The organism is Pseudomonas sp. EA_35y_Pfl2_R5 (assembly GCF_963970805.1).
Lineage (GTDB): Bacteria > Pseudomonadota > Gammaproteobacteria > Pseudomonadales > Pseudomonadaceae > Aquipseudomonas.
The window spans coordinates 387416-406127 of sequence record NZ_CAXAOW010000002.1 but is presented as its reverse complement, the minus strand read 5'-3'; the positions used below and the strand labels follow the sequence as shown (position 1 = coordinate 406127).

At 56.1% G+C, this 18712-nt stretch carries 19 protein-coding genes; 12 read left to right on the top strand and 7 right to left on the bottom strand.

The window, feature by feature from the left end; translation table 11 throughout:
- Nucleotides 1-102: 102 nt before the first annotated feature.
- The 9 genes from qatA to AACX99_RS05780 all read left to right on the top strand — a co-directional run bounded on the left by qatA (nucleotide 103) and on the right by AACX99_RS05780 (nucleotide 10548).
- Entirely contained in the window at nucleotides 103-2052 is a 1950-nt protein-coding gene (gene qatA, locus AACX99_RS05820) for a Qat anti-phage system ATPase QatA (RefSeq protein WP_339410190.1), read from the top strand.
- Nucleotides 2053-2060: 8 nt separating this feature from the next.
- Complete coding sequence (gene qatB, locus AACX99_RS05815; RefSeq protein ID WP_339410188.1) at nucleotides 2061-2924, top strand: Qat anti-phage system associated protein QatB; 864 nt, start codon at nucleotides 2061-2063, stop codon at nucleotides 2922-2924.
- On the top strand, nucleotides 2921-4297 hold the full coding sequence (gene qatC / locus AACX99_RS05810; RefSeq protein ID WP_339410186.1) for a Qat anti-phage system QueC-like protein QatC: 1377 nt from the start codon (nucleotides 2921-2923) through the stop codon (nucleotides 4295-4297). The genes qatB and qatC overlap by 4 nt, the downstream gene beginning before the upstream one ends.
- On the top strand, nucleotides 4294-5061 hold the full coding sequence (gene qatD / locus AACX99_RS05805) for a Qat anti-phage system TatD family nuclease QatD (protein WP_339410184.1): 768 nt from the start codon (nucleotides 4294-4296) through the stop codon (nucleotides 5059-5061). The genes qatC and qatD overlap by 4 nt, the downstream gene beginning before the upstream one ends.
- Nucleotides 5062-5288: 227 nt before the next feature.
- Complete coding sequence (locus AACX99_RS05800) at nucleotides 5289-6590, top strand: hypothetical protein (RefSeq protein WP_339410182.1); 1302 nt, start codon at nucleotides 5289-5291, stop codon at nucleotides 6588-6590.
- 212 nt (nucleotides 6591-6802) lie between these two features.
- Nucleotides 6803-7051 (top strand): hypothetical protein, encoded by a 249-nt coding sequence (locus AACX99_RS05795; protein WP_339410180.1) that lies wholly within the window; start codon nucleotides 6803-6805, stop codon nucleotides 7049-7051.
- Between the two features lie 358 nt (nucleotides 7052-7409).
- Complete coding sequence (locus AACX99_RS05790; protein WP_339410178.1) at nucleotides 7410-7823, top strand: SAM-dependent methyltransferase; 414 nt, start codon at nucleotides 7410-7412, stop codon at nucleotides 7821-7823.
- A complete protein-coding gene (locus AACX99_RS05785) occupies nucleotides 7820-9118 on the top strand; it encodes a ParA family protein (protein WP_339410177.1) in 1299 nt (432 codons plus the stop codon). The genes AACX99_RS05790 and AACX99_RS05785 overlap by 4 nt, the downstream gene beginning before the upstream one ends.
- 155 nt (nucleotides 9119-9273) lie before the next feature.
- The gene (locus AACX99_RS05780) at nucleotides 9274-10548 is read left to right on the top strand and encodes a hypothetical protein (RefSeq protein ID WP_339410176.1); all 1275 of its coding nucleotides are present in this window, start codon (nucleotides 9274-9276) and stop codon (nucleotides 10546-10548) included.
- Between the two features lie 284 nt (nucleotides 10549-10832).
- On the opposite strand, the gene AACX99_RS05775 is transcribed toward AACX99_RS05780, so the two are convergent.
- Nucleotides 10833-11369 carry a thermonuclease family protein gene (locus AACX99_RS05775; protein ID WP_339410174.1) on the bottom strand — a complete coding sequence of 179 codons (537 nt, stop codon included), beginning with the start codon at nucleotides 11367-11369 and terminating at the stop codon, nucleotides 10833-10835.
- Between the two features lie 282 nt (nucleotides 11370-11651).
- On the opposite strand from AACX99_RS05775, the gene AACX99_RS05770 reads away from it, so the two are divergent.
- On the top strand, nucleotides 11652-11987 hold the full coding sequence (locus AACX99_RS05770; RefSeq protein WP_339410172.1) for a hypothetical protein: 336 nt from the start codon (nucleotides 11652-11654) through the stop codon (nucleotides 11985-11987).
- A 1-nt stretch (nucleotide 11988) separates the two neighbouring features.
- Here the strand turns inward: AACX99_RS05770 and AACX99_RS05765 are convergent, their stop codons facing one another.
- The 6 genes from AACX99_RS05765 to AACX99_RS05740 all read right to left on the bottom strand — a co-directional run bounded on the left by AACX99_RS05765 (nucleotide 11989) and on the right by AACX99_RS05740 (nucleotide 16142).
- Nucleotides 11989-12426, bottom strand: a complete 438-nt coding sequence (locus AACX99_RS05765; RefSeq protein ID WP_339410170.1) for an abscisic acid-deficient protein Aba4 family protein — start codon at nucleotides 12424-12426, stop codon at nucleotides 11989-11991.
- Between the two features lie 120 nt (nucleotides 12427-12546).
- Nucleotides 12547-13209, bottom strand: a complete 663-nt coding sequence (gene msrA / locus AACX99_RS05760; protein ID WP_339410169.1) for a peptide-methionine (S)-S-oxide reductase MsrA — start codon at nucleotides 13207-13209, stop codon at nucleotides 12547-12549.
- A gap of 2 nt (nucleotides 13210-13211) precedes the next feature.
- On the bottom strand, nucleotides 13212-13727 hold the full coding sequence (msrB, locus tag AACX99_RS05755; RefSeq protein WP_339410167.1) for a peptide-methionine (R)-S-oxide reductase MsrB: 516 nt from the start codon (nucleotides 13725-13727) through the stop codon (nucleotides 13212-13214).
- A 117-nt stretch (nucleotides 13728-13844) separates the two neighbouring features.
- On the bottom strand, nucleotides 13845-14399 hold the full coding sequence (locus tag AACX99_RS05750; protein WP_339410165.1) for a magnesium transporter: 555 nt from the start codon (nucleotides 14397-14399) through the stop codon (nucleotides 13845-13847).
- A 146-nt stretch (nucleotides 14400-14545) separates the two neighbouring features.
- On the bottom strand, nucleotides 14546-15577 hold the full coding sequence (locus tag AACX99_RS05745) for a GGDEF domain-containing protein (RefSeq protein WP_339410163.1): 1032 nt from the start codon (nucleotides 15575-15577) through the stop codon (nucleotides 14546-14548).
- A gap of 130 nt (nucleotides 15578-15707) precedes the next feature.
- A complete protein-coding gene (locus AACX99_RS05740; RefSeq protein ID WP_339410161.1) occupies nucleotides 15708-16142 on the bottom strand; it encodes a GNAT family N-acetyltransferase in 435 nt (144 codons plus the stop codon).
- 217 nt (nucleotides 16143-16359) lie between these two features.
- On the opposite strand from AACX99_RS05740, the gene AACX99_RS05735 reads away from it, so the two are divergent.
- Nucleotides 16360-17133, top strand: coding sequence for a PP2C family protein-serine/threonine phosphatase (locus tag AACX99_RS05735; RefSeq protein WP_339410159.1), 774 nt, complete (start codon nucleotides 16360-16362; stop codon nucleotides 17131-17133).
- Nucleotides 17134-17156: 23 nt separating this feature from the next.
- Entirely contained in the window at nucleotides 17157-18659 is a 1503-nt protein-coding gene (locus AACX99_RS05730) for a serine/threonine-protein kinase (RefSeq protein ID WP_339410158.1), read from the top strand.
- Nucleotides 18660-18712 lie beyond the last annotated feature (53 nt).

Here is an 18712-nt window from a genome sequence, read left to right as displayed (position 1 = left end):
ACATCTATGTATGCCTATCAGGTAATGTGGAAACAGCCGTCTTTCAGCGCTGAATTCACTTCAATGGGGTAGATCTAAAATGCTAGGAAGGGAGTTCTTTGCATGTTCCTGAACGACCAGGAAACGGCTACTGACCTGCTGTATTACACCCCCATCGCCAAAACAGTAGAGCGTCTACTTCGCGAATCACGAGGGGCACCGGTCACCATTGGCGTTCACGGTGACTGGGGGGCAGGTAAATCCAGCGTTCTGAAAATGACCCAGCAGATCCTCAATTCTGATGATCGCGTCTGCTGTATCTGGTTCAACGGGTGGACGTTCGAAGGTTTTGAGGACGCGAAAACTGTCGTCATCCAAACGATTGTCGACGAATTGAGGCGTGCGCGCCCTGGCTCAGTGAAGGTTGCTGAGGCTGCAAAGAAGGTCTTACGCCGAGTTGATTGGTTCAAGCTGGCCAAGCAAGCAGGTGGGTTAGGTATTACTGCGTTCACAGGCATCCCCAACCTCGATCAGTTAAGGGGGGCTGTGGAGTCGATTTCTTCCTTCGTGCAGAACCCCGGTGAACATCTGAGCCTTGAAAGGCTCAATGACCTTGCTAAAGAGGCTGGCGGCTTCATCAAAGATGCTGATACCGAGTCTGAGCAGCTTCCCGAGCACATGCATGAATTCAGGGCCGAGTTCGAAGAGCTCTTAACGGCTGCCGACATTGACCAGTTGGTGGTCATCGTTGATGACCTTGATCGATGCTTGCCGAAGACAGCAATCGCCACGCTTGAGGCCATTCGCCTTTTCCTCTTCGTAAATCGAACAGCATTCGTAATCGGTGCTGATGAGGCCATGATCGAGTACGCGGTACGCGAGCACTTCCCAGACCTCCCTCAAGGCGCGGGACCTGTGACGTACGCGCGTAACTACCTCGAAAAGCTCATTCAAGTACCGTTCCGCATCCCGGCCCTAGGGCTGGCGGAAACCCGTAGTTACATCACGCTGCTGCAGTTGGAGAGCTTCGTCAAAACGGATGACGATCGATTCAAGGCGCTCTTGAATACCGCCCAGCAGGACATGCTCCGTCCCTGGAAGAGCAGCGGCCTCGACCGCAAAGCCGTAGCTGGCGCTTTCGGCAACCCGCTTCCCGACTATGCCCAGGAAGCATTGGATACCAGTGCCTTGTTGGCCCGAATCTTGAGCGAAGGTACCAGGGGCAACCCCCGGCAGATCAAACGCTTCCTGAACTCCATGATGCTGCGTTACGCCATCGCCGAAGCTCGTGGATTTGCTGACGACATCCGGCGTCCGATACTTGCGAAAATCATGCTGGCGGAGCGTTTCCACCCTGATTTTTACGAGCAGTTGGCCCGGATCGCGAGCCTGGATGCGGGCGGTACGGTGCCTGCCATCGCCGAACTGGAAAAGCGGGCCAAGAAGTCCAATGGAACCGATTCAGAGCTGAATGAAGGGAAGGGCTCTGGGAAGCTCAAGGCAGTGGCCAACTCTGGCGATGTGAACGATTGGGAGAAGAGTGATTGGATCAGCAAATGGGCGGCGATCGATCCCGCGCTGACTGGCGTGGATCTGCGCCCCTACATCTTCGTGACTCGCGACAAACGCAGTTCCTTGATGGGGCAGGTCGCGGTGAGTCATCTCGAGGCGCTTGTCGACAAGCTCATGGGCCCACCATTACAGATCCGGCAAGCGACCACGAAGAAAGAAATTGTGGGATTGGCTGAGGTTGATGCCGAGAATGTTTTTGACGCACTCCGCGATCAGATAATCCAGGCGGACGATTTTTCGGATCAACCCAAAGGTGTCGCGGGGTTGATCGAGCTTGTCAAACAACGCCCCGCGCTGCAAAAGCGCCTGATCGAATTTATCGGATCTCTGCCCACGTCAAAACTCGGGATGTGGGCTCCTGCCCCATGGCATGAGTGCCTCAAGGATACAAATGCCATCCAGGGTCTCGATGCAATTCTGAGAGGTTGGAGTCAGCAGGTCGAGAACGGGAATCTTCAGAAGGCAGCCAAGCGCGTACTTACGCTCAGCGGGAAATCATAAGGATTGATATGGGTACCTCCAAAGGATATGGAGGCCCAAGCTCCGGCTTGGTGCCCTCCTGGATTGATGATGTGGCGCAGCCAGCCGCACCGGCTGCTCAACCGAACGGGCCAGGCCAAGCTAATCCATCTCCGCCTGGCTCTGCGCCATCTCAGCCTGGCTCAGCTCCGTCAGGGCCGGTAAACAATGACGGCACTGGCTCCCTTCGGGGGGCTCGCAGCAGCTTCACCCGGTTCGCCCGCACTGGAAGCCCCAGCGATTTGGGGAACGCCCTGTCTTCATATGTGCGTAAAGGCGTAGGGGGATCGTCGAGAGGAGCGCGCCGCATGGGGACATCCCGCGCTACTGCGGCAAAGTTGCTCAGTATCTTCGGAGATGTTCAGCGCGATGGAGCAGCGGAAACACTGCGGCGTTTGCAGCTCACCGTGGCACCAGGGCAACCGGCCTCACAGGTTCTGCTCACGCTGCTTGAGTTCATTTGCCCGCCTGGCGGCGCGATTGACGAAGGTGTTGCTCGCCAGGCTGCGTTGAATACGATCGCCGAACTGGACGAGGCAGGCAGCGGTAGCTTCGAAGACATGACCCAAGCTGATAGGCAGAACTTCTTCCTCGACTTCGTAGCGAACTCGATTGAGAGCATGATCATGGCGGACTTGGGCGGCCGGGGAATCACCATGCCGGATGATGTGGATGCAGTTGAGCGCATCCAATCTCAGCTGAGCTCCTTCATCACGGGCTGTACGCGGGGTCAGCTCGCCAATCGGATGGAGCAATGGCCGGCACCCACAGACCAGGAGGTCAATCAGGTCACCTCTGCGATCTATGAAGCGGCATTCGATCTTATCGCCACTGCAGCGGAGGGGATGGAATGAGGCACCACAGCATTATTTGCCGGCTTGGCCAGACGGATGACCAGGATCTGGCTCTGCTGGAGCCAAGCAGCGTCATTACCGAAATCCAGTTTCTTAACGGACTTGGGCGACTGCAGTTTGGGATTGGTCAAGCCATTCAGCAACTGGCTGAACTGGGTATGAGCCCAGGAGAAACTGCCATCGACCTAGCGCTTCTGGCAGCGACTCTTACGGCGGCGGACACCAGAGTCTCACGGGACACCGAGTCGGAAAACGCATGGACGAGAGAGATCGACCTCTACGTCCCCGTCGCAGACCCCGCACTGTGGACAGCAACGTCCGACATGTTGGCCTCGACATTGAAATTTCTTACTGGTGATCGCTGGCGTCTGGTCTTCCGCGAGCGGCCCAAAGATATCGATGAGCTATCTCCCGCTCCGGAGAGCTTGAGAACAGACGAGTCGGACAGCGTCTGCCTGTTCTCAGGGGGCATGGACAGCTTCATTGGGGCGATCGATCTACTCAGTGGCGGCGGTAAGCCATTGCTTGTGAGCCATTACTGGGATACCAACAGCACCAGTACCTACCAGAATGACTGCCGGGCAGCGCTGCAGGAGAGGTTTTCCGAGACGTCGATCAACCACGTTCAGGCCCGTGTGGGGTTCCCTCACGACCTCGTGGAGGGTGGAGGTAGTGAAGATACACTTCGAGCGCGCTCATTCTTGTTCTTCGCGCTGGCGGCCATGGCTGCGGAAGCGATCGGCGACTCGGTTACCATACATGTGCCTGAAAATGGCTTGATCTCTCTGAACGTCCCCTTAGACCCACGCCGCCTGGGTGCATGTAGCACGCGCACGACGCATCCATACTACATGGCGCGGATGAATGAGCTCTTTGGGCGTTTGGGCCTGAGCACGAGGCTGTTCAACATGTTCAGCCATCTCACAAAGGGTCAAATGGCAGAGCAGTGCTCTGACCCTGAGTTCCTAGCGGCTTATGTGCATCTAACGATGTCATGCTCCTCGCCTGGAAAGGCCAGGTACCATCCCGACCCCTCGAATCGATCACCCAAGCACTGTGGGTTCTGCGTCCCTTGCATCATCAGGCGAGCAGCTATTCTCCGTGGGTGTGGCCCCGATCAGACCCGATATGTCATCCCAGATCTGCATGCGCAGGCGCTGGACACTAACAAGTCTGACGGCGAACATGTACGTTCCTTCCAACTCGCCATCGCTCGTCTCAAGCGTGCGCCTCACCGAGCCAAGTTCGCAATTCATGAGCCGGGGCCGTTGATCGACCATCCTGACCGTTTAGGTGACTTCGAACAGGTCTATCGAAATGGGCTGCTGGAGGTCGACGACTATCTCGAGGGTGTCACAGCCGTACCTCTATGAAACCGCAAAAAAGCTCGATTCCAAAGTGGGTGGATTTCCACTGCCATCTCGACCTGTATCCCGATCATGAGAGCCTCATCTTGGAGTGCGATCAGGCAGAGGTTGCCACCTTGGCCGTGACCACGACACCGAAAGCATGGCGGCGCAATCGTGAACTTGCGGCATCCTCTCGACATGTCCGTGTTGCATTGGGACTGCATCCCCAACTGGTGGCAGAGCGTGAATCGGAGCTGCCGCTCCTGGAGCGACTGCTTGAGGAGACTCGATACGTTGGAGAAGTTGGGCTTGATGCCGGGCCCCAGTTCTATCGAAGTTTTGAGGCCCAGGAGCGGGTGTTCAAAAGGGTGCTCGAGGCTTGCTCGGAGCAGGGCGGGAAAATCCTCACTGTCCACAGCGTACGCAGTGTGGGAAAGGTGCTGTCCCATATCGAGCGCCTGCTTCCGATTGACCGGGGAACGGTGGTGCTCCACTGGTTCACTGGCTCCCCCAGCGAAGCCAGGAGGGCTGTGGAGCTTGGGTGCTATTTTTCGATCAATTCCCAGATGCTGACTTCAGCTAAACATCGCAATCTAGTTGCCTCACTGCCTCCTGATCGAATCCTCACAGAGACCGATGGCCCGTTCGTGCAAAGCGAGGGGCGGTCAACCAGGCCTGCTACAGATATTCCGAAAACTGTGCGAGCGCTGGCAACGCTTCGAGAGCAATCGCCAGAGCAAGCAGCCGCGCAGATTATTAGTAATCTGCGCGATTTAGTACGTAACTAGTGCCTCATCCTCGTAGGAGTCCCTGCTACTGGGAACTCCTGGCAATGGCGTCCTCACGCTTGAACCCGGTGGTAAAAAGATACGGCGTTACTTTATCAAGACAACTCTTTCTTGCGAGATTTTCCGCCTAAAAAGTTCGGTCTCATAGATCAAGAAGTTAGCAAAAATAAGCCAGGTGGAGTGCATTTTTGCTAGGTAGTAGGTTTGGTTAAATGGCCGGAGTAGTGATGAAAAATCATACTAGTAGTGATCATCAAGGCAATGCTTTAGCGGTTTGGGCACGAAAGGTCGATTCATATGAGTCAATTGTGGAGAAAAGAGAAACCGCGCTACGGTTGGCTGTCGAGTGTGTTAATGATGGAACTTTAGACTCGCTTGATGGCGTTGGCTCTCCCTTGTCTAAAAAGATAATGGAAGTTCATGGTGTTGAACTGTTTGAAATGAATAGTAACTGGGTAGAGACCTCGCAGTACTGGAGGTGTCCTTGCTGTGATAGAAGTAAGCTAGAAATATCTAGAGTTGGGAATAAAGGGCAGATACTTGCAAAGTTAGTTGAGCATCACGACCATATGAGTGATGCCCTTAAAGCGGCGTTTAATAAGGTCTTCGTTGAGAGTTGTACAAGAGTTTCAACTAAAACTGGGTTGGCAATGGTTGAGCGCATGTCTCCAGCCTTCTCGGCATATGCGCCTGTGTTAATTTGCGAGGACTGCAATAATTCTGATGCTGTAGCAAAGAGGGTTTTATCGGAGCAAGGGTGTAATGTTGAGTGGCAGTCGTTCTCAATAGGTCAAATTCGCCAATTCATTAGTGTAAGTAAGCATGCTTCGCATGAAATGGATGAGGCCAAGGTAAAATCACTCTGGCAAGTGATTCGGCCAGCTTATGTGGCAAGGATGAATCTGATCTATCAAGTTGCTAAGGCAGCTGTTTTGCAGGATTACTGGTATGAAAAATATCCGGTAGGGATGGTCGCGGTTCCAACGCTAACCAATGGGTATGGCAGGCACGGTGGGCTAGAGTTGGTGAATGCTGAGGCATTTGGGCATGAGATGACCAGAAATACTATTGCCCACCAAGCCAACCTGACCAGATGGCGCACTGAGAATAAGCCAGCAGGGGGGGCTCCTCCGGATAACTACACTGCGATCTTATTGTCGTTGCCAGGGTGTGCAAGAATGTGGAATGAATTGGACTCCACTTGGAAGTGCCCAATATGCGATCGATCTAAATTTGAGATTGTTACATTTAGAAAGGGCAAGGTTAGCTTTCTGACTGATGCTCCAGATCGGCGAAGTCCAGCATGGGGGCGGATACGGCATATCTGTATGGGTTGTTGCAGTGTAGTGAGGTCTATGAAGTTGGAGTTAGAGAAGGGAAATGGGCTGAGCCTTGGCGGGACGTTCAGGTGCATTACACCAGATCAGTTGCGATCAATAATTACCCCTCGGCCCCATTCGTCTCCGTTGATTGACAAGCAAAAAGCAAAGGCGTTTGTTGATGCTTGGGTGTGCGCTGAAGCTACCTAAGTGACTGGTAGTGTAGGTTTTGCCGCACAGGTTGCATCGGCTGGAAACCGAGCGGATCTCGCTGCGTTTGGGCGGACGGGGCGGCAGGTTCTTGTATCCAACAGGGAGCAAAAAGAGCACTTGGTTTTGAGCAGCTTGCTGTCAGTTCAGTGGGGTGCGTAGCTTGGTGCCGCCGTTACCCCCCCCCCACACATACGGCATACAGGACTTTTATGACCCGATCCATTGCGTTGCGCACTTACTGGGGCGATTGGATGAAGCTTTCGATGAGTGAAACCCAGCTCTTCAAGCTCAGGGCACATCTCCAGGCGGGTTCAACCAAAACAATCGCTTTGGGTGGACATGTTTTTCGGCCTCAGGGGGACGTGCTGTTCTTTGCAAACAGCGGTACCCCGTCCAAGTACTATTTTGAGATGTCACCGCAGGAAGTCATCGCCGTCATCGACGAGGCCTTGAGCTAGGTATCGCATCTTGGACGAAAAGACTGGCAGCACACTTCAGTCCCCTTTCAGATGAACGCGCATGTCAGAAACAAACACCTAGCGCCCGGCAGTTGAGCTACCGCAGAGCGCTACTTCGTCGTTCATTCTCTCATCTGCTCTGGCTGTCAAGCCTTACGCGAGTTTCTACGATCTATGTTCAGGTAGGTGGAGTGGTGACGGTTTCTGAGCAATTTATTCAAGAATAGTCTCCACAGTGAGCGAACGGGCATAATCGCCAGAATGTCGGATCGCTTTTGCCTAAGGTGACGAGAGCTAAGAGCTCGGGGAGCTATCGACCAAATGCTTTGCGCAGAAATCAAAGGACGGGCAGCAACACATGAATGCAGATTTTCTAGATGCCCATCGCAGGCACATGGTTGACGCTGAAACCCTTTTTCAGGCTTCCCGGCTTGCTAATGCAGATCAGCTTTATAGCTTCGCAGCTGAATGCGGCCTAAAAAAACTCATGAGCGGATTTGGAATGCTAGTCACGCCCGACGGTTCGCCAACTGACAGACTAGATCGCGTGCATGCAGATAAAGTATGGGGTCGTTACGAAACCTATCGTTTCAACAACCTCAGTGGTGCGAATTACGTCCTACCTAGTCCAAATCCCTTCCATGATTGGGAGGCGTCGCAGAGATACGCTAATAGCAACGACATCTTGCTCCCAAGCGTTCAGGCTCATAAAGGCGCTGCTGAGACTGTCGCAGCTATGGTCAGGAAAGCCCAGTTAGAGGGATTGATATGAGTACATTTGACGAGATTATTCCTGCGCTGCGGGAAATCCTTGCCAACCATACTGATTTCCTTCATCAGGTTGGCCCTGTGTACGTCAACAGAGATCTGAATGGACGAATTCGGCTGATCGTTTCGGCGAAATGGGAGAGAGAACAGAGTGCGCTGGATCAGCTTGAAGCCATCTCTCACCAGATACTTGGAAAAATCGGTAGGCATGCATTTCCTTCTGAACAGGCCGTTCTTTTCGAAGAAAATCCTGAAACTGTTGCGTTTGGTTCACCAGTTTATGTACTTGAGGGGGTCGCCGACGTTTTGCTGATTGATCGGTTAGCTACGCAGGGTAATTGGTCGATGATTACGCGTCCCTCGACCGGGGCCGCTCGAATTGTGTTTTTCTCTATCAAAGGCGGCGTTGGGCGTTCAACGGCGATAGCCGCAACGGCATGGTCATTGGCACAGAGCGGTAAACGAGTTTTGGTTCTAGACCTGGATCTCGAGTCGCCAGGCCTTTCTACGTCTCTGCTTCCATTAGACCGCCGTCCGAAGTTTGGCATTACCGATTGGTTGGTAGAGGACCTTGTCGATAATGGAGATGAGGTTTTCGAAAACATGGTCGCTTCTAGCGGGTTATCACATGACGGAGACATTTATGTCGTCCCTGCTCATGGTGATAAATCGGGAGAATACGTCTCTAAGCTGGGCCGAGTCTGGATGCCAAAAGTATCGGTGGAAGGCCAGGAACCTTGGTCGAAACGTCTGCAAAGGCTCATTTCGGCTCTTGAAGAGCGCTGGGCACCTGACGTCATTTTGATTGACTCACGAGCGGGAATAGATGAAGTGGCGTCTGCGTGCGTCACTGATTTAGGCGCTAATCTGGTGCTCTTGTTCGCGCTAGATGGGGATCAAACCTGGTCTGGCTACAAGATACTTTTCCGCCACTGGCGAACTACCGGTGTGGTTCGAGAAATTAGGGAGCGTCTTCAGATCGTTGGCGCGTTAATTCCTGAGTTAAACAGTGTTGACTACACGATTGGTTTGCGTGAAGAAGCCTGGAGCTTATTCGCAGACGAACTGTATGACGAGGTACCAGCTGGTACCGCAGTGATTGGGGATACTTGGAGCTTCGACAGCGCTGACGAAGGTGGTCCTCATTTCGCTTGGGCTGTCCGCTGGAATCGTGGTTTTAATTCCCTTCGTGCCGTCCATTCGAGACTGGACGACATCGATGCCGCTGAGGTCTCGGCGGTCTTTGGGCCAGTGATCGAAGGTATTTCTGGCGTTTTGCAAAGTGAGGAACACTCGTGATTTCACATGAACAGATCAGAGAGTCACTTGTGCAAGCGATCCCTCTGACTACCTCATCTCATGGTGAGGCGCCCGATAGGCGGCACCTTTACATGCCTCCAGGTCATGCGAAAGCCTTGAGGCTTGAGTGCAACCTTGTGATCGGTGCTAGGGGAGTGGGTAAGTCCTTTTGGACAGCAGCGCTCCGCGCACCAGATCTGCGGCAAACACTTGGAAAATCCGTAAAAGAGCTACAAGCCACAGATGTTCACGTGGGTTTCGGGGTTGCGCCAGATATTGATGCATTTCCAGATATGGAGGTCTTTGCTCAGCTAATCGACAATGGCTATGAACCTTTTGAGATATGGAAGGGGGTGGTCGCGCGTTGGCTTTCTAAGCTGGAGCCAGTAACGATCCCAGCTGGAACATGGGAGCAAACAATCCATTGGGTCAGGGACAATCCCGAGTTATTAGCGAGGGTCGTTCAGGACACTAATAGCGCACTATCTAACAAGGGCCGGTTTGGCCTCATCTTATTCGATGCGCTTGATCGAACTAGTAATGACTGGGGGATGATGGATCGGATCGTAAAGGATCTGTTGAGAGTCGTTCTTTGGTTGAAGTCATACCCGCGCCTTCACGCTAAGGTCTTCCTGCGTGAGGATCAGTCTGATCGAACGATCACCGACTTCCCTGACGCATCGAAATTACTTGCCACAAAGGCAGAGCTGACTTGGGCATCACACGATCTGCACGGTTTGCTGTGGCAGACCCTTTGTAACTCTCCGGGAGACGACGGTGACAATCTACGAGCTCTATATGCCTCTGTGATTGGTGCCGCACCACGCTCGGAGAACAGCGTCTGGTTGATTGCCGAAGATGTCAAACGTGAAAGCACCAAGCAACGTGAATTATTTAACGCTCTTGCGGGGCCGTGGATGGGAAGAGATCGCCGCCGAGGTGTTCCCTATATCTGGTCGGTCAGTCACCTCGCTGACGGGCGGGGACGAACATCCCCTAGATCTTTCCTCGCTGCGATTCGTCAGGCAGCTGAAGACTCGCTGGAAACTTATCCAAGTTACGATCAGCCCCTTCATTTCGAAAGCATCAAACGCGGGGTTCAAAAAGCTTCTCAGATAAGAGTTCTTGAAATGGCTGAGGACTATCCTTGGGTGCCAAAAGTCATGGACCCGCTTCGTGGATTGACTGTTCCTTGCCAATTCGATTCTGTTGAAGAGCGGTGGAAATTGCATCTTCCTTTAGGTTTTTCGGACTTATCGGAACAACGACTTCCACCTCAGCATGCGGAACGGGGGTGGTCAGGCGTGCGCAGCGATTTGGAACGACTTGGGATTTTCGAGACGATGAAAGATGGACGGGTGAATTTACCTGACCTATATCGAGTTGGGTTTGGTCTAGGGAGGCGCGGCGGAGTGAAGCCGGTCAAGTGATCGTGTTAGTGCATGAAGTAAATGATTGCTTCTAACCGGTTGGGCATGGCATTGAGATTCGTTTAGAGGATCACATCACTGCGGATAGTGCGAATAGCCGTCTGACCTGTAACAAGTCGAATAGATTCTGTTAAACAGAGCTGTGCCGACGGCGGGAAGGCGGCAATGATGCAAGTACCTATTTAAGTGCCCTTTAACAATTCTGATCAAGGTTGTCTCTTATTATTAATGGTCTAGATGGTTCAGGTTCGATTCCTGTCTCCGGCACCATCTAAGCAAATCGGTTAACCGCCACCAAACTGGGAGAACGACGCCGTTCGACTGGGTTTGGTTTTTTGTGGCGCAGCAATTCTGCCGGCGTAGCGCCAGTCCCAGGGCGCGACTATATCTTCGGCAGGAAGCTGCCAGAGGCCTTTACCCATATTTCTGGCCAGGGTCTCGGCATCCTTGAGGCGGTGGTCTTTCAGCTGTTCGGTATAGGCCCAGGCCGCGCCTTGTGCGACCAGGGTGTAATTCACGTCAACGCCGCTGACGAAAGCGCGCGCCAGGGTCCTGCGATAGCGATCGACTTCTTGCACATGCAGAACCACCTGCTTTTCCAACACCAGATCAGACAGGGCCTGCTTGGCTTCGGCGCCATAGGGCTGCTTTCTTTCCGGCGCGTCGATTTCCGCAAGGCGCACCCGCAGCCGCTTATTTTCAGTGGTCAGGCAGCTAAAGGTGTCGCCTTCGCTGATGGTCATCACCCGGCAGGTGAATGGTTCAGCCAGTGTGAAGGTTGGCAAGCAGGCGAGAAGGAGTAAAGCGATACGGGTAGTCATCAGGTTGGCGATGCTCAGGCGAGTGCGGCCATTGATAGTAATAAATGCTCAGCAGATTAAGCGGGACGGGTATCGCGAAACAGCACGTCGGATTTACCAGATGGTTTCCTGCTCGGGGCATCTGGGCTTGCTTGCGCTTTTCAACAATACGAGGAAGATTGCGCATAATTTGAGCAGCTAAATGGCTCGCGTCCGCCTGGATGGATCAATGGTCGGAACCGCAAGCGGGCTGCTGTTGCCAAACCTTCAGGTTCGTTTCGCGCCGATAGCGCAGAGGTTGTGATGACGGTGTGCAGATATGTGTTCAGTCTGGTGGGGTTGCTGCTGGTGACTCCGCTGTATGCCGAGCCGCAAGCGCCGCAGACGCTGCGGGTCATTCCGAAGACCTATATCAGCCCCGGTGCCAGCGGCAGTATTGGCAGCTCGCAGACCATCGAAAGCTATAACCTCTATGGTGGGCAGCGCCTACCCGATGGCCTGCAGCGTCATGAGCAACGCTACGGCAATCAGTCGATAGAAAACCGCGGAACGATCAAGCAAACGATCGAGTACCCCAATGGCTATAGGGTGCAGCAGTACCCTGGGCAGAGCACTGAATACTACGAGCGCAGCCGCTAGTTCAGGCCGCGATCACCAAGCCCCAGCGCAAGCCTAGAAACGCCAGCAGGCCCAGTGGGCCGAACATCAAGGTCAGCACATAGCAGGGCAGCAGTGCCCAGTGACTGATGCCGGCAATGGCGCCTTCATGGCGGATATACAGCCCGACCATCAGATCGAACGCCAGGATATGTACCCAGGCTGCCAGCGCGGCCGTGGGTTGGCGCAGCAGCGATAGCACCCCGCCGAGGCTGAAGAAGCCCGGCCTGCCGCTACCCGGTTCGGGGCGCTGGCGCATTGCGACAAACAGCAGCCAGCTATAGACGATAGCCAGCAGAACCACGCTGAGGACCAGCACCAATTCATCGGTATAGGGCCAGAACGGCAGGCAGACCAGCATCAGCCAGCCGCCCAGGGCGATCAGCGAGGTGAGTTTGAACAGGGGTTTCAACGGGGCCATGGTGTGCTCTTGGGCAAGGAGTGAACTCAACCATAGCGGATGCGGCAATTGCCGCCTCTAGGTATCAGCGGCTGAATATCGCGTCATCAGCTGGCACGAGGGCCAGCTGATGAGTGCGGTTTACTGCTTCTTGCCCCAGAGTTTTTCCAGGCGTTGATCACGGCCGCAGCCGTTGCGGTAGTAGTTGTAGCGCAGCGGGTTACGCTGGTAGTAGTCCTGGTGATAGTCCTCGGCGGGGTAGAAGGTGCTGGCGGCGAGGATTTCCGTGACCACCGGCGCCGGCAGCCGTCCGGATTTATCCAGAGCCGCTTTCGATGCTTCGGCCAGTTGCTGTTCTTCTGCGTTGCTATAGAAGATCGCGCTGCGGTACTGCGGGCCCTGGTCGCAGAACTGGGCGTTGGCGGTGATCGGGTCGATGGTGGGCCAGAAGGCTTCCAGCAGTTGGGCGTAACTGGTCTTGCTCGGATCGAAGCGCACCTGCACTGCTTCGATATGCCCACTGCTGCCGGCCGACACCTGCTCGTAGGTGGGATTGTCGACATGCCCACCGATATAGCCGGAGGTGGTTTCGATCACGCCGGGTACTTTGTCGAAGTCCGATTCGGTGCACCAGAAGCAGCCGCCGGCAAAGATCGCCACGCCAGGGTTTTCCACCGTTGACGCACTGGCTTGTGGCTGTGGCGCCTGCGCGGCGGTGGGTTCACAGGCGGCCAGCAGGGCGCCCAGAGCAAGAATGCTGCTGGCCAGCAGACGGCGGCGCCAGGTAGAGGTAATCGCAGTCATATTCAGCTCCGCAGCTCAGGTAAGGCTTCGCCTTGGGGGATGAAACGCAAGGCCACGCCATTGTTGCACCAGCGCTCGCCCCGCGGTTTCGGGCCGTCGTCGAAGACATGACCCTGATGGCCGCCGCAGCGCGCGCAGTGGTACTCGGTGCGTGGGAAAAATAGTTTGAAGTCGCGCTTGGTGCCCATATGACCGGCAATCGGCTGGGTAAAGCTGGGCCAGCCGGTGCCGCTTTCATATTTGTCCTGGCTGGCGAACAGTGGCAGATAGCAGGCGGCGCAGACGTAGGTGCCGTCGCGTTTTTCCTGATTAAGCGGGCTGCTGCCGGGGGCTTCTGTGTCTTCTTCGAAGAGCACGGCATAGGCTTCGGGCGTCAGCAGATCGCGCCAGTCGCTGTGGGGTTTATTCAGCGGCGTCACACTGCTGGCGATGGCTTGTGCCAGGCTGAGTGGGGCGTGGCCGAGCAGGGGTAGGGTTGGCAACAGGGCCATCCCCTTGAGCAGGGAACGTCTTTTCATGGCAGTGCTCTGTGTGAGGTGTGGCCAATAGACACTGCCGAGCCTGGCTTGTTACAGCACGCCAGCAACTGCCGAGATTAAGTGTCACGATTTAGCTCAGACCGCTCAACCCGAAGGCTAGATACCCTTCTTGAACTGATGCCATTTCTGTTGCCAGAGCAGCAGCCAGTAAGGCATTGCGACGCCTGTGCCGGCCGTCTGCAGCATCGGGTGTTGCCTGACGACCTGTTCCAGTACGGCTTCCTGATTGTCGGCGACGTCAACAAAGAACACATGTTTGCCCGTGTGTAGGCTGGTTTGGAACCGCTCGAAGTAACTGTTGGGGCGTTGAATACCGAGAAAGCCACCTTCCCAGATGCAAAAGCCGAGTAATACCAGGGCTAGAAAGGCAAAGGGTGTCCAGCCTGCCGGGCTGTTGCTCCATCCGGTGAAGTGCGCCAGTGCGATTACCACTGCCGCTAGGCTTGCACCGATCAGCACGCCTTTGCTGCCTGAGTTGACCAGGTCCTTTTTCAGCAGGGGCGAGACTTCATGCAGGTGATGTCGTTCGAGTTCGCGATCATTTTCGCTCAGTACATGGATTTGCTCGGTACTGATGCCGCTGGCTTCCAGTTCGTGTTCCAGAGATTCGAGATCATCCAGATTGTCGCTGATGTAAAAATGCCTGTTCATGCTGCACCTCCATTCGCTACCGGTCGCAGAGTCCCCATAGTCTGCTTGTGTTGAAGTAGGTCATTGTGGTTATGCGTTCAGTGTAGTGCCCCGTCAGCAGAGCAGAAATTGGCCTGATATACGGGCGTTGTGTAGCGGCGCTGGGTTTACGGGCAACGGAGCGCGGTGGCGGTGTCTTCATCGATCATGATGCAGTTGCGCCCGGCATTTTTAGCGCGATACAGGCGTTCGTCGGCGCGCTGCAGCATGCTTTCCCAATGCTCGTCGCGGCGCAGGATGGCCCCGCCGACCGACATGGTCACCGCCCCGCCAGGCCCGCGCAGGTGCTGCGCCACTTGCTGTTGCAGGTGCTGCGCGGCGGCCACCAGGCCCGCGCGTTCGGTGTTGGGCAGCAGCAGGAGGAATTCCTCGCCGCCGAAGCGGAACAGTCTGTCTTCTTTACGCGAGGAGCTTTTGACCAGGTCAACAAAATCCACCAACACCTGGTCGCCGGCCTGGTGGCCGTGGTTGTCGTTGATCCGCTTGAAGTGATCCAGGTCCATCACCAGTACGCCGTAGCTGTTGCCATGGCGACGGAAGGTGGAGGCGGCGATTTTCAGCTCTTCATTCATCGCCCGGCGATTGCGGGCGCCGGTCAGCGGGTCATGGATGGCCAGTTGTTGCAGCTGTTCGCGCTGGCTGCTGGTGCGGTAGGCAAAGACGAAGCTGAGGATACTGGCCATCATGCTAGTGACCAGAAATGAAACCATTTGGTAGTCGCTTTCGAACACCGCGCCGGGGTTGAGCTGACCGTAACCGACCAGGGTGGCGAGCACCAGAATGGTGGCCAGCAAGGCCTTGGCGGGTGACACCATATAGAAGTTGAAAAGGATCAGTGGGTAGATCCAGAACAGGCCGTTGACGCCTAGGTTGATGGCGATCAGCGTCGAACCGATAGAGAAGATGCTGGCTAGGTAGATGCCGGGTTTGATTGTGTCGCCGGTGCGCCAGGCATAGAGCACCGCAAGCACAGTGGACACCACAATTACGGCGTCGGCGGTTCCTACCAGATAGTTACCGGTAGCTAGCCGGTAGACGGCATAGGGGGTAATACCAATCACGCCAAACAGGCCCATCAGCGTAATGATGGACAGCTGAAAATCGTTACGCAGGCGCCTGAGCAGCCGCGATATGCGCATAGAGAAAGACCATTGTTGTCGTTGTTATGAGCTAAGCATGCAGAGCTTGCCTTGGCGATGGCAATAGTAAAATCCAGCAAAGTGCCAGTGTGGAACTCTATCTGCTGAATGGCACCAGAGATTTCTGGTACTAAGGTTCCAATCCTTGTGCCGCAAGGCTTGCGCAGGGCATACGGGAGAATGCTTGCAGGCTTTTGCTGCGCTGATAGCGTGCCAGCCGTTCTGCCAACGGCTGAGGCAGATCCGCGCAGGGGATAAAACCCAGACGCAGGTAGAAGTCGCTCAACTGCGGGTGGCAGAACAGCCAGACTGGCGTGGCGCAATCGGTCAGCGCGGTTGCGATCAACAGGCGCGCCACGCCTTGTCCGCGCCGCGTGCTATCGACCAGCAGGCTGGTTAGCCAATGGCCGTGCGCGACCTTGTGCAGACACAGCGCAGCGACGATTTCTCGATCTTCTGCCACCCATAGCTGGGCGCCCGCAGTGGCACGCATGACTGAGCGTTGGTTGCGGTAGAACTTGTCGGCAAGTGGTTTTAGCGAGGCGGGGAGTCGGCGGTAGTGCATTGCAGATAGTCGTTGCGCGGCTGATTGACGCCTGAGCAAGCGCCTGGCGGGTGCTACGAGTTTACGCCCTTGCGGATATGGGTTCGACTGGTTAACAGTTCACCGGCAAAATCGGCGGCTGGCGGTGACAGCCTGAGTTTGCCGCCGCATCATGGGCTTATTACGCCGCGTGCAGCCTGACTGCTGTACGACTGTTAACCCCTAGGTCGAGACGTTGATGGAACAAGCGCTGATTTACGCCGGCCAAAGCGTGCCTGGGCGGGTGCGTGGGCACAATGAAGATGCCCTGTTGTGTTGCCCGCAGCTGAATCTGTGGGCGATCGCCGACGGCATGGGCGGTCATCGATGCGGCGAAGTGGCCAGCGCCCTGGCCTTGCAGACATTGCAGGCGGCCTGCGCCGATGGCCAGGAATTGGTCGAGGCGGTGCATGCGGCCAATCGGCAGATTCTTTCAGTTGCGCGCGCCGAAGAGCATCGCGGCATGGGCACAACCCTGGTGGCAGTGCGCTTTGCTGGCGCCGCATTCACCATTGCCTGGGCCGGCGACAGCCGCGCCTATCGGGTCAGCGCCGGGCATATCGAGCGCCTGACCCACGACCACAGCTGGGTGCAGACGATGATCGATGCCGGGCAGATGAGCGCCGAGGCGGCGCGCAGCCATCCGCAGCGCAATGTCATCCTGCAGTGCCTGGGCCGCGACGATCAGCCGCTGCAGGTGGGTTTGCTGCAGGGCGTACTCGGTGAGCATGAGCTGTTGCTGCTCTGTAGTGACGGCCTGACCGGCGAGCTTGAAGACGCGCAGATTCAGCAGCTGTGTAGCAACGCCCATACCCTCGATGAGCTGGTGGAGCAGCTGCTGGCGCAGGCTAACGAGCTGGGCGGCAAGGATAATATCTCCTGTATCGTGCTCGGCCGTGATGCGACCGCGCCCAGCGTCGAAGCCAAACCGCGCGGTTTGCTCAGCCGCCTGTTTACCTCCCGCAAGCCCTAATTCGCCGGTGTGCACTGACTTCCATGACTGAACAATTGCTCGAGATCCCCGGTTATCAGGTGCATGGTCGCCTGGGTAAAGGCGGCATGGCCGAGGTGTATCTGGCCACTCAGGCGTCGCTGCAGCGCAAGGTGGCGATCAAGGTACTGCTGAGCGCGGATGATCAGGCGTTCAGCCAGCGCTTCCTCAAGGAAGGCCACATCGTAGCGTCCCTGCATCACCCCTCGATCATCACCATCTATGACATTGACCAGCTCGCCGATGGTCGCCACTACTTGACCATGGAGTTCGTCCCCGGTGGCGATCTGGCGCAGCACAAGGGCGAGGTATTCGACCTGCCGCGCGCGCTGCGTATCGTTCAGCAGGTGGCCAGCGGCCTGGCCGTGGTGCATGCCAAGGGCCTGGTACACCGCGATATCAAACCGGCCAACATCCTCTTTCGCAGCGACGGCACGGCGGTAATCACCGATTTCGGCGTGGCCAAGGAAGTCGAGCTGGACCATGACCTGACCCAGTTCGGCATCGCCGTTGGCAGCCCGTCCTACAGCAGCCCCGAACAGGCGCAGTGCCAGGCCCTGGATGCGCGCAGTGATATCTACAGCCTGGGGGTGATCCTGCTGGAGATGCTCACTGGCAGTAATCCCTACCGCGCCGCCAATTACACCCAAACGGTGATGAACCACCTGCAGATGGACGTGCCGCAACTGCCGGCGCATTTGCGGAGCTACCAGTGGTTGCTCGACCGTATGCTGGCGAAAGAACCGGATGAGCGATTTGCCGACTGCAAGGTGCTGCTGGCCAGCCTCGATGAGCTGACCCGCGATGACCCGGACAGCACGCGCATCGCCCCAGCGCTCAGCCTGGGCAAACCGATCAGAGGCAAAACTGCGCGCAGTACGCTGTGGGTCTGGCTGCTCGCCGGCGTGTTGCTGCTGGCTGGTGCGGCCGGTGGTGGTTATTACCTGTATCAGCAGAAGCAGATCAGCGACTACCTGGCGCGCGCCGAGTTGCGCCTGCAAAACGGCAGCCTGCGAGAGCCGCCGCAGGACAATGCCGATTACCTGTTCCGCCAGGTGCTGGCGTTGGATGCGGATAACCCTGCGGCTCTGGATGGCCTGGCGCGGGTGCTGCAGGCGCGGATCAATCAGTACTTACAACTTGCCGAACAGCGCCTGGCTGATCAGCAATTGCTGCTGCCGGAAGATGACAGCGCCACTCACTACTTCCGCCAGGTGCTGGCCTGGGAGCCGGACAACCTGCTGGCTCTAGCCGGGATCAATCGGGTGGCGCAGCGCTATATCGAGCAAAGCGAAGCCGCCTACAAGCGCCGCGAGTTTGCCCTGGCCTTGGCGCTGGTGCAGCAGGGCTTGGAAGTGGAGCCGGCCAACGAGCAGTTGCTGCAGCTGCTCGATGGCCACGAACAGCGCGTGCGCCAGGCCCAGACGCCTGCGCGCCGGCCGGGGGCGACTAAGCAGCCGGCACCGGTTAACCCAGTCAAGCGGCTGTGGAACAACATTTTTGATTAAGTCGTCATGCTGGCGTATTGCTACCTGGCTGATTGGCAGGCAGCATGCGCGCC

Excerpts from the sequence above, each read along its gene's own strand:
- qatA (WP_339410190.1), top strand. The coding sequence starts at position 103 with ATGTTCCTGAACGACCAGGAAACGGCTACTGACCTGCTGTATTACACC.
- qatB (WP_339410188.1), top strand. The coding sequence starts at position 2,061 with ATGGGTACCTCCAAAGGATATGGAGGCCCAAGCTCCGGCTTGGTGCCC.
- qatC (WP_339410186.1), top strand. The coding sequence starts at position 2,921 with ATGAGGCACCACAGCATTATTTGCCGGCTTGGCCAGACGGATGACCAG.
- qatD (WP_339410184.1), top strand. The coding sequence starts at position 4,294 with ATGAAACCGCAAAAAAGCTCGATTCCAAAGTGGGTGGATTTCCACTGC.
- AACX99_RS05800 (WP_339410182.1), top strand. The coding sequence starts at position 5,289 with ATGAAAAATCATACTAGTAGTGATCATCAAGGCAATGCTTTAGCGGTT.
- AACX99_RS05795 (WP_339410180.1), top strand. The coding sequence starts at position 6,803 with ATGACCCGATCCATTGCGTTGCGCACTTACTGGGGCGATTGGATGAAG.
- AACX99_RS05790 (WP_339410178.1), top strand. The coding sequence starts at position 7,410 with ATGAATGCAGATTTTCTAGATGCCCATCGCAGGCACATGGTTGACGCT.
- AACX99_RS05785 (WP_339410177.1), top strand. The coding sequence starts at position 7,820 with ATGAGTACATTTGACGAGATTATTCCTGCGCTGCGGGAAATCCTTGCC.
- AACX99_RS05775 (WP_339410174.1), bottom strand. The coding sequence starts at position 11,369 with ATGACTACCCGTATCGCTTTACTCCTTCTCGCCTGCTTGCCAACCTTC.
- AACX99_RS05770 (WP_339410172.1), top strand. The coding sequence starts at position 11,652 with ATGACGGTGTGCAGATATGTGTTCAGTCTGGTGGGGTTGCTGCTGGTG.
- AACX99_RS05765 (WP_339410170.1), bottom strand. The coding sequence starts at position 12,426 with ATGGCCCCGTTGAAACCCCTGTTCAAACTCACCTCGCTGATCGCCCTG.
- msrA (WP_339410169.1), bottom strand. The coding sequence starts at position 13,209 with ATGACTGCGATTACCTCTACCTGGCGCCGCCGTCTGCTGGCCAGCAGC.
- msrB (WP_339410167.1), bottom strand. The coding sequence starts at position 13,727 with ATGAAAAGACGTTCCCTGCTCAAGGGGATGGCCCTGTTGCCAACCCTA.
- AACX99_RS05750 (WP_339410165.1), bottom strand. The coding sequence starts at position 14,399 with ATGAACAGGCATTTTTACATCAGCGACAATCTGGATGATCTCGAATCT.
- AACX99_RS05745 (WP_339410163.1), bottom strand. The coding sequence starts at position 15,577 with ATGCGCATATCGCGGCTGCTCAGGCGCCTGCGTAACGATTTTCAGCTG.
- AACX99_RS05740 (WP_339410161.1), bottom strand. The coding sequence starts at position 16,142 with ATGCACTACCGCCGACTCCCCGCCTCGCTAAAACCACTTGCCGACAAG.
- AACX99_RS05735 (WP_339410159.1), top strand. The coding sequence starts at position 16,360 with ATGGAACAAGCGCTGATTTACGCCGGCCAAAGCGTGCCTGGGCGGGTG.
- AACX99_RS05730 (WP_339410158.1), top strand. The coding sequence starts at position 17,157 with ATGACTGAACAATTGCTCGAGATCCCCGGTTATCAGGTGCATGGTCGC.